Raw genomic sequence first — 11,127 nt, 5'->3', positions numbered from 1 at the left:
TCAACCGCCGCAGTCCCGCTGGAAAACTCATCCCGCCCCTCGCACCAACGGGAACTTATCGCTCCGAATCCAGAACAGCCGTTGCATTGCCGCGCCGTGATCTGCTGTTCTTTAACGGATTAGGCGGTTTCACACCGGACGGGCGAGAGTACATTATTACGACAACGCACGGGCAGGTGACTCCGGCGCCATGGGTAAATGTACTGGCGAATCCGAACTTCGGGACCGTCATCTCTGAGAGCGGCCTTGCATATACATGGTCGGAGAATGCCCACGAATTACGGCTTACTCCATGGCACAACGACCCTGTGGGCGGTTCGAGTGGAGAGGCCTTCTACATACGCGATGAAGAGAGCGGCCACTTCTGGTCTCCGATGCCTCTTCCCAGACGCGGGGCAATGCATTACGTCACCCGCCACGGCTTCGGTTACAGTGTCTTCGAGCATACAGAGGATGGCATAAACACCGAGTTGTGGGTTTATGTGGCCATTGATGCCCCTGTCAAGTTTACGGTGCTGAAGGTACGAAACGAGTCTGGCAGATCGCGGCGGCTTTCCTTTACAGGATATACGGAATGGGTACTTGGTGACCTGAGGCCGAAGACGACTATGCATGTAGTTACCGAAGTTGATCCCAACAGCGAAGCGCTCTTTGCCCGGAACTCCTACAATACGGAGTTTGCCGGCCGGGTTGCCTTCTTCGATGTGGACGATGTTACACGGACATATAGCGGCGACAGGACTGAGTTCATCGGTCGAAACGGAACGCTCCGGAATCCTGCCGCGATGCACAGGCTGCGTCTCTCCGGCAAGACAGGGCCTGCCCTGGACCCATGCGCTGCTATCCAGGTTCCATTCGATCTGGCCGACGGGCAGGAGCGCGAGATAACCTTCAGGCTCGGAGCAGGGCGGGATGCCGATGATGCCGGTAACCTGGTTCGTCGTTTCCGGGGTAGTGCAGCGGCGCGCAATGCGCTTGAAGCGGTGTGGCAATACTGGAACCACACGCTTGGAGCAGTGCAGGTTGAGACACCCGACCAGTCCGTAAATATTCCGGCAAATGGCTGGCTCATGTACCAGACTATAGCGTGCCGTCTATGGGCCCGCAGCGGATTCTACCAGTCCGGGGGTGCATTCGGTTTCCGCGACCAGCTGCAGGACGTGATGGCTGTCATTCACGCAGACCCGGGTCTCGCGCGTGAACATATCCTACTCTGCGCGGCGCATCAGTTCAAGGAAGGTGATGCCCAGCATTGGTGGCATCCGCCGTCTGGCAGGGGCGTACGTACACGCTGTTCGGATGATTACCTCTGGCTGCCATTGGTTGTCTCCCGCTACGTCATGACCACCGGAGACACCGGGATATTGAATGAACAAGTCCCTTACATCGAGGGCCGCCCGGTAAACACTGACGAAGACTCGTATTACGATCTTCCCGTCAAGTCTGAACAAACAGCAGGTATATATGAACACTGTGTGCGGGCCATCATGAGAGGCCTCAGCTATGGCAAGCACGGCCTGCCGCTTATGGGAACCGGTGACTGGAACGACGGCATGAACAAAGTTGGCGAACATGGTAAGGGTGAAAGCGTGTGGCTGGGATTCTTCCTGCACGAAGTGCTCATGCGGTTTACGGATGTTGCACGCATGCATAGTGACCTGCCGTTTGTGGAGCAGTGCCAATCGGAGGCGGCCCGGCTTCTCTGGAATATCCGGCAGAATGGCTGGGATGGTGAGTGGTACCTCCGCGCTTATTTTGATAACGGAACACCACTTGGTTCATATAGTAATCCCGAATGCCAGATTGATTCCATTTCGCAAAGCTGGTCTGTTCTCTCCGGAGCCGGTGATGCGGAACGCTCGGCCCTGGCAATGGATGCGGTAGACAAGCGTCTCGTTCGACGGGACCATCGCCTGATCCAGCTCCTGGACCCGCCATTTGACAAATCACCATTGAACCCCGGCTATATCAAGGGATACGTCCCTGGCGTCAGGGAGAATGGCGGACAATACACCCATGCGGCTATATGGACGGCGATGGCATTTGCAGAATTGGGCGACAGCAGGCGTGCATGGGAGATGTTCTCAATCATCAATCCGCTGAACCACGGGAGATCTCCTGAGGAGATTGAAACCTACAAAGTAGAACCATACGTTATTGCCGCCGACGTTTATGCGGTCTCACCTCACAGTGGTCGCGGAGGATGGACGTGGTACACAGGATCAGCCGGCTGGATGTACCGGTTTACAATTGAATCACTCCTCGGGCTGAGGCTTGAGGTAGACAAACTGCGCTTCGAGCCATGCCTCCCTGCGGAGTGGGAGGAGTTCAAGGTGCACTACCGATATCGGGAAACCATCTATCATATCACCGTCCGGCAAACTCCAGCCGCAGATAATCAGATGATTGGTGAGCAGCGAGTTACAATAGACGGCGTTGAGCAGCACGACAAGGCTATTCCCCTTGTTGACGACCGTCAGGAACACTCGGTTGATGTGAGGATACATGCCATCCTCCACAGGCAAAATCACAAGCGATATTCGCTTTCTTGAATTGACAAGGCTCTGCAAGCCTGATAGCATTCAAATCATCCATAGGAACGTCCTGTCACAAGAATTTAGTTTCGCTTGCGGAGAGCCGGGGATTCTCATACTCATTTGTTGTAAATTACATCTCAGATAGCGATTTCATCTATATCCTTCTCCAGCAGTTCATGGCTGAACAGCGAGCACAACTGGTGGCAGTTGTAACATAACTTTATAGGAGGGTACACTCATGAAATGGCTTGAAAAGTACGCGGACTACGCTTACGCCTTGATGCGGATCGTGGCGGGTTTCATGTTCTCGTTCCACGGCTTCCAGAAAATCCTTGGGATACTTTCCGAGTTCCAGCCTTCAGTCGGGTCCCAGCTCTGGTTCGGCGGGCTCATCGAACTCCTGGGAGGAATAGCAATAATGCTGGGGTTCCAAACGCGCATAGTGGCGTTCATTTGCAGTGGAGAGATGGCCGTGGCCTATTTCCAGTACCACTGGAAGTTCCAGATAGGACCTGATTTCTTTCCGACGATCAACAAGGGCGAATTGGCCGCGCTCTACAGCTTTGTTTTCCTCTACATCGCCAGCCGGGGCGGGGTCAAATGGAAGCTGGACAAAAACTAAGGCGAAAACACAGCTTGAAGGAATTCGTCATCTCCGTGGAAACGGGGATCCGGTAATGAATTGAAAATTTAGATTCCCGCCTGCGCGGGAATGACGGAAATAGAACGCGGTGTCAATAAGGACAGCTTGTGTCCACTTTCTCCATCTTACCTCAACACTCATAAGCAGATGGGGATATCCTATTACTAAAGGGCAACCTCAAGAGGTTTTTTCCGCACCTTGCTAACATTCAGCACGGAAAATCCCAATATATTCCCATTCTTATCTACTTTTTCCATGACCTGATCATTTTCTGTCTCACTGAAATAACCTTCCTTCTGCTCAAAGATTACTTCAAGATAATCCCCTTCCTGGTCATACCATAGCTTCAAGATTTTTTTGTCCATATCACTTTTCCTTTTTTAGTGGTGTCCGTGCTGAGTAGTAGGCCAACATAGATTTGTATTTTCGCATATTCGACGTAACCCCGCAAGATCAAGGCAAAAGTTGGGTAAGAACATTTTTGTCAAACCTGATTGAAATTATTTACTGACCCCTCTATACTGATGGTTCCTGTATACTGCATGGCGCTGACAAGATAGTAATAACTATTTAGGCGGGATGTGTCCATTGCAATGCGATAATGCGAGTCGAGGGTATGAATAGGAATCATGACAGAATATCACTCAAGTTATTTTGCCCATGAATTAAGCCGAAGACACTCGCTAAACGATTCAGAGAAACTTGCCTCTGCACTGGCCGATGCCAGGGTTGACCTGAATCCACATCAACTTATGCCATTGCAGGTGCGCAGGAATCCCTTTCCAACAGGCTGAGAAAGCAATTAAAAGATGCCCTAGCAAAAAACGACCTTTATGAAGTAGATGAAATAGCGCAGGATTTCGATGAATTTGACTCTGAAGCTGAGGAGTGGGAAGAGGAGGCTGAGCCGGCTGTATTAAGCCCCTCTGATATTCAGACCATAGAAGATGAAATAAAAGAGCTGGAGCTTTTTCGTGATTTGGCCGTCAGCATTACCGAGAATGCAAAGGGACAGGCGCTTATCAGCGCACTGACGCACGGGTTCAGGAAGGCTAAAGAGCTGGGAGCTGCTGAAAAGGCGATAGGAGGTGAAAAGGAGACAGAATGAAATCGTGGTTCTTTGCAGTAGGCTTTGTGCAACCTATGTATTGTTTTATGTGCACTCCCTATAAATACATGTCTATTCCTGCCATTGTTTATACTTTTAACTACAAGCCATAGTAGTCAGCGCTTTGGCATCCTTTTAGTAATTAAATAGGCATAGGGGATAGATGGGAAAATAAATCTGTTCCATTTATTTCTAAAAAAGGTACAATAACCGCGTGGAAAAGCTTTGGGGTAAAGAGGTTGAAAAACAGTTCTTCAATGAGGCGAGTCGTTTTGCAGCGCCTGAACAGTTGTTTTATTTTCCGACTAAGGCACGCACTTGGCTTATTGGCCAAAAGGTTATGAAGGCACAAAAAACACGCTTCAAAGCAGAAATTCTCTAATCGGAAAGTTTACTGAAAAGTGGACGACAGAATTAATTCATGAAGCTGTTAAAGAGAAGGGATTGTTTGCCGTTCAAGGAGCTATCTGTAATGACATTGCTCTGTCAAATATGTCTCCTGCGGATGTAGTTATTTCAAGGAGCAAGAATATTAATCAAACCCCGGAGGATATACTTGCAATAATCGAAGTCAAGATGTCTATCGTCTGGAATTGGGAACTCCGGAAGGATAAAGAATTATCATGTATCGGAGATTATAAGACTCACCAAGGTAGTCCGGGACTTTTACGTTCTGATTCAATGCTAAAAGCTATCGGCAAAAGCATTAATATAAGAGTATCAAGCTTTAAGGCTGCCCAAATTCCCATAATTATCATGGGCAACACTCCCATTACAAACAGCTACTATTCCAAAGTTGACCATCTCAAAATAGCTGGAATTATACAAGGCTTCTGGTCTGTTAATCCAAAACCGTTAGACAATGACGGAGAGAACATTAAAAAGACCGAGAAACAAGGTTTCTATAGGTTTGACAGTTTTGATGAACTTAGAAAGTCTGTTGAAAATTTGCTGTCAGAAACAAGAAATTTCTTTTCAAGCATGAAAAGCGAAAAGGAATTAGGTAGGATTATTGAGATTGCCAACATGGAACAAACTTATGAGAGAAAAGCAGAAATATTTCTGAAATTGATAAAGGAGTAGATTCTATGGATAATACAAAATATAAGCGCAACGGAACTAAAACAAGCTCTTTTGGAACACCTGGAAGAATTAATCATGACTCTACAGTATTTTATGATAGCAAGCTCTATGAAGACATGAAAGTTCCCGAAAGAGTAACACTTATTGAAAATCCTATCCCATCAGAGAGTCTCGATAAAATATATTGTAAATCCAGCAAAGTAATGGACGAAATCCCTGATTATAGCGTTCATTTAATGGTTATCTCGCCGCCTTACAATGCAAAAAAGGAATATGACGAAGATTTATCTCTTAATGAATACAGGTCGTTATTAAAGACAGTATTCAAGGAAACTTACAAAAAATTAGTTACAGGTGGTAGAGCATGTATCAATGTTGCCAATCTTGGGAGAAAGCCATATATTCCTTTGCATAGTTACATAATTGAAGACATGCTTGAAATAGGTTTTCATATGCGAGGCGAACTCATATGGAACAAGGCATCAAGTGCAAGTCCGTCAACTGCATGGGGGAGTTGGCAGTCAGCTGATTACATCTCACAGACGTACAGCTTGCCGTTTGCATGATGGCTCTGTGCCTCCGTTTATTTGATTAGTAATATCTATCCATACCATCTTTAAATTGCATAGTATGTAAAAGAAATTCAGGTTAAAATATATTTTCAACCGGAGTATCCTGAATATTAAATATCGGCAACTACCAGCTCAAGGCCAATGCGGTGCAGACCTTTAATGCCCGCAACATGCAGAACGAGAAACATGACCAGATTGTGTTCAGAACGGTATAAGGAGGGTAGGATATGACTGAAAAATCACTTGCTGTATTTGAAGGAAAACAAATCCGCCGTCATTACGACGAGGAGACTGAGACGTGGTATTTCTCGGTAGTGGATATTGTTCAGATTCTCATCCAGCAGCCCGATTACCAGACAGCCCGTAAATACTGGAATAAACTGAAAGAGCGACTGAAAAAAGAAGGAAGTGAGTCGGTGACAAATTGTCACCGACTGAAACTGGAAGCTGCTGACGGCAAACAATACCTTACGGATGTGGCAAATCCTGAAACTCTTTTGCGCCTCATCCAGTCTGTTCCCAGCCCCAAGGCAGAACCGATAAAACTCTGGCTTGCAAAGGTTGGCTATGAGCGGATGCAGGACATGTCAGACCCGGCAAGGTCTCTTGACCGCGCCCGTGAATACTGGCAGAAACTTGGCAGAAGCGAAAAGTGGATTCAGCAGAGGATGATGGGGCAGGAGACACGCAATAAACTGACAGACTACTGGAAAGACCATGAAATCAAGAAGGAAGAAGAATATGCCATCCTGACCAATATCATCCATCAGGAATGGGCGGATATATCCGTTAAAGATCACAAAGACTTAAAGGGCCTTAAGACACAGAATCTCAGAGACCACATGAGCGAGGCCGAGCGGATCTTTACAGCCCTTGCCGAACTTTCAACCCGGCAGATAGCAGAAACCATGGCCGCCACTGGAATGGATGAAAACAAGGTTGCAGGTAAGAAAGGCGGGGGAATTGCCAAAAAGGCAAGGCGGGAACTGGAGGCAAAGACAGGGAGAAAGGTGATTACCGGAGAAAATTTTCTCCCACCGGGCACTGCAAAGCCACAACTCGAGCATAAGAAGAGGGGCGGTAAATGAAACTCAAGTTTGGCAGTGGCCTTGACTATCAACTTGAGGATATCAGCAGCGCTACTGATCTGTTTGAAAGACTGCCTTTATGTGCAATAGCTGTGACAAGATATGCCTTAAGATATTTGAGGATATTATTGGGATGCCCGTTTTGAATGACTCAACAGGGCTTCATCAAAAGTGAAGAGGGACATATTTGGCTTCTTCACCGTGTGGAATATATTACTTATTATTAAGGTAATACCTGATAGTTAATATATCAAGTCTTCCTGTAAGTGTCTTTTTAAACCAATGTGATATGGCAGATTACAAGCTCAAAGACCACATGAGGAAGCTCTGCTGATTATTACTGCCCTTGTCTGCCAGCTATGCAATAAAAAGAGTGACCGGTTGTTTGAGGTATTGCCCGGTTATTTGGGAATATACGCGTTAAGCCCGACCGTCAACGGTTTCCCGTCCACCACGCAGGTTGTCTTCATGTTGCCTCTTGTGCTGGCAACTACAAGGGTTTTTCCTGATGCGCTTGGTGTAGGTGTCTCAAGGTCACAGGTGATAATGAGTTTGTTTCCTTCGATTCTTGTTTCAATTGCCATGAGTGTCTCCTCAGCGTTTGGCGCCCCGTTATTATACCTCGTTATATCATGCCAGTGAAATGCTGTTCAAGAAACATAGTTTTGTTCATTCACAAGAATAAAGCATCTCAGGCAAGCAGGATTTGCAGTATATATGTTTTTGTAAACAATAACAACCCTGTTAAATAGTCGCTGTCCCTATTTATTTATTGACAGCAAAATCAATATGTTGCTACTATAACTGATGATGCGCAAGGGCTAAAGTAATTAAATCGTTTTGTCTGAACTGTTTGTTTTTTTCGGGATTCTCCATTCAGTTACTGTACAATAGATACAATAAATTACAATGAAAAAATATTATTAACCTATTCAATTAGGGGTGAGATTGTCGTGGATATTGGTCAAACAGAATCAGAACAGAAAAAGTTGATCAGGAATGATCAGATAAGAAAAGAGGCAGCTCGCCGGCGTACTTTTGCGATTATATCGCATCCTGATGCCGGTAAGACGACCCTGACCGAGAAACTTTTGCTGTATGGCGGAGCTATACAGCTTGCCGGATCAGTGACGGCAAAAAAGAAGCAGAGGGAATCTGCGTCCGATTGGATGGAACTTGAAAAGAAGCGCGGGATATCTATCTCATCAACGGTGCTTCAGTTTGATTACGAAAACTTCCGGTTGAACCTGCTTGATACCCCGGGTCATAAAGATTTTTCAGAAGATACATATCGCGTGCTAATGGCCGTAGATGCCGTAATCATGGTCATTGATGCAGGAAAGGGTATTGAAAGTCAAACACGTAAGCTCTTTGAGATATGCAGGAAACGCAGTATCCCTATTTTCACATTCATGAATAAACTCGACAGGCCATCCTGGTCGCCTTTGGAACTTATTGATCAACTGGAAAAGGTGCTTGATTTGCACGCGTATCCGGTCAACTGGCCCCTTGGAAACGGTCCGGATTTTAAAGGTGTTTACGACCGTTTGAAAAAGGCGGTCTTTCTTTATGAGCGTGTCCCGGGAGGGGCATATAAGGCCCCTGTATCTGTACGCGACCTTTCCGATCCGACGGTAAAAAATATCCTGCTTGATCAGACCTATAATGAGGTCGTTGAAGAGCTGGAGATGCTGGACATCGCCCATGGCGGGTTTGACCCTGATGCAGTGCTCGACGGGAAGACAACGCCTGTCTTTTTCGGAAGCGCCGCAAATAATTTCGGTGTTGAACTTCTTCTAAAGGGATTCCTCGAATACTCAACAGAGCCGGTTCCCAGAAAATCAAAGACCGGTTTGATCCCCTTGGATCATCCGGCCTTTTCAGCGTTTGTTTTCAAGGTCCAGACGAACATGAATCCCCTGCACCGGGATCGTGTGGTATTTGCACGGGTATGTTCCGGGATATTTAATCGTGACATGCTGGTATATCACCCAAGGTCGGAGAAGGAAATACGTTTATCCGACCCGTACAATCTTTTTGGCCGCGACAGGGAGGCTATAACCGAGGCCTATCCAGGCGATATAATAGGTTTTGTTACAAAACTCGATTTTCGTGTCGGGGACACCATCAGTGTTGACCCTGGCGTTGTCTTTGAGGAGATCCCAAGGTTTGCCCCGGAATGCTTTGCCTATTTACATAACACCGTATCATCGGGTTACAAGTCCTTCCGGAAGGGGATGGACCATCTGCTTGCTGAAGATATTGTTCAGGTCTATTACCTTCAGCATTCATCTCATTCGACACCTCTTTTAGGGGCGGTAGGACCATTGCAATTTGAGGTTATGCAGTTTCGTCTGAAGGAAGAATACAAGGCTGACTCGAGACTGGAGATGATGCAGTGGAAGATCTTAAAATGGGTTGAATCCGATTCAGATGATGAATTTTTAACACAGCGCCTGCCTAATGGGGCGGCGCTGGCTAAAGACGATCAGTCCAGAAGGGTTATGCTTTTTCTTCACGACTGGTCTATGAGATATTTCGCTGAAAATAATCCTTCGGTAAAATTCTTTGATACGCCTCCTTAGTTATTCTTTGCAATTATTTCCCCCTGCTACCATATAATGGTATACTATGGACTCATGAAATCTATAATTGATACACGCAAAGAACACGACCTGACAGAATTTCTCAAGTTCTCACCTCTCGACAGGATGAAAATAATGTATTCAATCATATCAGAGATTATTACCATAAAGGCAAAAGCAGAAGGTGTATCTGAATATGAAATCTATAGAAGATACCTTAAAAATAATCCAAGACATTATCAAAAAATTCCCCGGTGATCTTGAGGTGGCAATGATTGGGGGATATGCCGCAGTATTGCATGGCGTGGAAAGGACAACGCTTGATATAGATTTTTGTGTCTATTCCGACATTATTCACTCTTCCAAAGATTCTGCCGGTTTTTTCAACCTCTTATTGACATGCCTGCCGGAGAGATTCGAGGCCAGCTTGATTAAAGGCAGCCTGGTCCCTGACGACCCATTTAAGCATGACGTTATTTTTATTGAAGACAAGATGGGTGAGTTCATGAGAATAGATTTTCTAATTGCAAGGTACAAATGGGAGTTAGATGCAATTCGCACGGCTGTCAGCGTGGATGGTATTCCTGTTCCAATTGTAACAAAGCCTTACCTTGCAGCACTTAAATTGAGGGCAACAGGATACAAGGATGCAAGTGACATTGTTACTCTGGTACACATCATGTCCAAAGATGAAAACAAAAAAACATTAGAGCTTGCAAAACAGATAGGGCGGGATAAAAAATTAAAGGAATTTCTTTCCCAATTACGGGAAGAACCTGAAGAAGATTTACCTGAAGATCTAATTTAGCGAGGCTGGTTTAAAGTCTAAGCAGGAGAGAGCAACTAATCGGGACATTATTAGTCGCTCTCCCTGTTTTACTAATTTTTCTGCGCAATTATTTCCCCCTGCTACCCTCGTACAGTGCATACTCAAGGAGTCTGCATTCAATGGGTCCGTTAAAAAAGGGCACCCTTCGGTTTGCCCTCAAGCCGACCTTCTTTGCCAGATCAGGATTCCCTGTAAATATATATCCTGTATACCCCTTGCACTTCTGTTTAAGAAAATCACCGATACCCTTGTACACGGCCTCAAGCTCATTGACCTCCCCCATTCTTTCTCCATACTCGGGGTTGAGTATTACAATGCCGCTTCCTTCAGGAATTGAAGTAGCGGAGTAGTCACATACGGAAAACTCGATAAACTTCTCGACACCGGCCAGGGCAGCGTTCTTCCTTGCTGCCTCAACTGCGTCTCTCCTGATATCAGTAGCTATGATCCTGCAATCAAGTTCCTTTTTAGCCCCTTTTATCGCCTCTGTGCGAAGGTCCTTCCAGAGAGGCTCGTTAAATCCCTTCAGATGCATGAACCCGAAATTGTCCCTTAATATACCTGAGGCCCTGTTCATGCCTGTAAGGGCGGCCTCTATGGCAAGTGTCCCGCTTCCGCACATAGGATTGATGAAATGGCTGTTCCCTTTCCATCCGGTAGCCCTGATAACTGCTGCCGCAAG

Annotated in this window: 11 protein-coding genes and 1 pseudogene; 9 read left to right on the top strand and 3 right to left on the bottom strand. The window is 46.2% G+C overall.

All coding sequences use genetic code 11. The features are described 5' to 3' along the window. Both IT392_01585 and IT392_01580 read left to right on the top strand, forming a co-directional pair. On the top strand, positions 1 to 2,552 hold a 2,552-nt coding region (locus IT392_01585; GenBank protein MCC6543176.1), incomplete at its 5' end, for a cyclic beta 1-2 glucan synthetase. Between the two features lie 223 nt (positions 2,553 to 2,775). After that, positions 2,776 to 3,159, top strand: coding sequence for a DoxX family protein (locus IT392_01580; protein ID MCC6543175.1), 384 nt, complete (start codon positions 2,776 to 2,778; stop codon positions 3,157 to 3,159). Positions 3,160 to 3,344: 185 nt separating this feature from the next. Here IT392_01580 and IT392_01575 read toward each other — a convergent pair whose 3' ends face one another. Further along, a complete protein-coding gene (locus tag IT392_01575; GenBank protein MCC6543174.1) occupies positions 3,345 to 3,545 on the bottom strand; it encodes a DUF2283 domain-containing protein in 201 nt (66 codons plus the stop codon). Positions 3,546 to 3,809: 264 nt separating this feature from the next. On the opposite strand from IT392_01575, the gene IT392_01570 reads away from it, so the two are divergent. From IT392_01570 to IT392_01550, 5 genes and pseudogenes are all read left to right on the top strand, one after another. Next, positions 3,810 to 3,974 carry a hypothetical protein gene (locus IT392_01570; protein ID MCC6543173.1) on the top strand — a complete coding sequence of 55 codons (165 nt, stop codon included), beginning with the start codon at positions 3,810 to 3,812 and terminating at the stop codon, positions 3,972 to 3,974. Positions 3,975 to 4,502: 528 nt separating this feature from the next. Then, positions 4,503 to 5,371: pseudogene (locus tag IT392_01565) on the top strand (hypothetical protein). Positions 5,372 to 5,376: 5 nt separating this feature from the next. Continuing rightward, positions 5,377 to 5,937: a site-specific DNA-methyltransferase gene (locus IT392_01560; GenBank protein MCC6543172.1), complete on the top strand. Its 561-nt coding sequence runs from the start codon at positions 5,377 to 5,379 to the stop codon at positions 5,935 to 5,937. A 233-nt stretch (positions 5,938 to 6,170) separates the two neighbouring features. After that, positions 6,171 to 7,031, top strand: coding sequence for a Bro-N domain-containing protein (locus tag IT392_01555; GenBank protein ID MCC6543171.1), 861 nt, complete (start codon positions 6,171 to 6,173; stop codon positions 7,029 to 7,031). After that, on the top strand, positions 7,028 to 7,177 hold the full coding sequence (locus IT392_01550; GenBank protein ID MCC6543170.1) for a hypothetical protein: 150 nt from the start codon (positions 7,028 to 7,030) through the stop codon (positions 7,175 to 7,177). Before IT392_01555 ends, IT392_01550 begins: the two co-directional genes overlap by 4 nt. A 255-nt stretch (positions 7,178 to 7,432) precedes the next feature. Here IT392_01550 and IT392_01545 read toward each other — a convergent pair whose 3' ends face one another. Continuing rightward, positions 7,433 to 7,615: a hypothetical protein gene (locus IT392_01545; protein ID MCC6543169.1), complete on the bottom strand. Its 183-nt coding sequence runs from the start codon at positions 7,613 to 7,615 to the stop codon at positions 7,433 to 7,435. Between the two features lie 405 nt (positions 7,616 to 8,020). On the opposite strand from IT392_01545, the gene IT392_01540 reads away from it, so the two are divergent. Both IT392_01540 and IT392_01535 read left to right on the top strand, forming a co-directional pair. After that, positions 8,021 to 9,616 carry a peptide chain release factor 3 gene (locus IT392_01540; protein ID MCC6543168.1) on the top strand — a complete coding sequence of 532 codons (1,596 nt, stop codon included), beginning with the start codon at positions 8,021 to 8,023 and terminating at the stop codon, positions 9,614 to 9,616. Positions 9,617 to 9,812: 196 nt separating this feature from the next. Next, positions 9,813 to 10,424 (top strand): hypothetical protein, encoded by a 612-nt coding sequence (locus IT392_01535; protein MCC6543167.1) that lies wholly within the window; start codon positions 9,813 to 9,815, stop codon positions 10,422 to 10,424. Between the two features lie 88 nt (positions 10,425 to 10,512). Here the strand turns inward: IT392_01535 and IT392_01530 are convergent. Then, a partial coding sequence (locus IT392_01530) for a class I SAM-dependent RNA methyltransferase (protein ID MCC6543166.1) occupies positions 10,513 to 11,127 on the bottom strand: 615 nt, incomplete at its 5' end.

It is taken from the genome of Nitrospirota bacterium (assembly GCA_020846775.1).
Taxonomy (GTDB): Bacteria; Nitrospirota; 9FT-COMBO-42-15; order HDB-SIOI813; family HDB-SIOI813; genus RBG-16-43-11.
This window is presented reverse-complemented; position numbering and strand designations above follow the sequence as displayed.

What these genes read in the sequence shown, in the direction of transcription:
- IT392_01580 (MCC6543175.1), top strand. Translation starts at nt 2,776, where the DNA reads ATGAAATGGCTTGAAAAGTACGCGGACTACGCTTACGCCTTGATGCGG.
- IT392_01575 (MCC6543174.1), bottom strand. Translation starts at nt 3,545, where the DNA reads ATGGACAAAAAAATCTTGAAGCTATGGTATGACCAGGAAGGGGATTAT.
- IT392_01570 (MCC6543173.1), top strand. Translation starts at nt 3,810, where the DNA reads ATGACAGAATATCACTCAAGTTATTTTGCCCATGAATTAAGCCGAAGA.
- IT392_01560 (MCC6543172.1), top strand. Translation starts at nt 5,377, where the DNA reads ATGGATAATACAAAATATAAGCGCAACGGAACTAAAACAAGCTCTTTT.
- IT392_01555 (MCC6543171.1), top strand. Translation starts at nt 6,171, where the DNA reads ATGACTGAAAAATCACTTGCTGTATTTGAAGGAAAACAAATCCGCCGT.
- IT392_01550 (MCC6543170.1), top strand. Translation starts at nt 7,028, where the DNA reads ATGAAACTCAAGTTTGGCAGTGGCCTTGACTATCAACTTGAGGATATC.
- IT392_01545 (MCC6543169.1), bottom strand. Translation starts at nt 7,615, where the DNA reads ATGGCAATTGAAACAAGAATCGAAGGAAACAAACTCATTATCACCTGT.
- IT392_01535 (MCC6543167.1), top strand. Translation starts at nt 9,813, where the DNA reads ATGAAATCTATAGAAGATACCTTAAAAATAATCCAAGACATTATCAAA.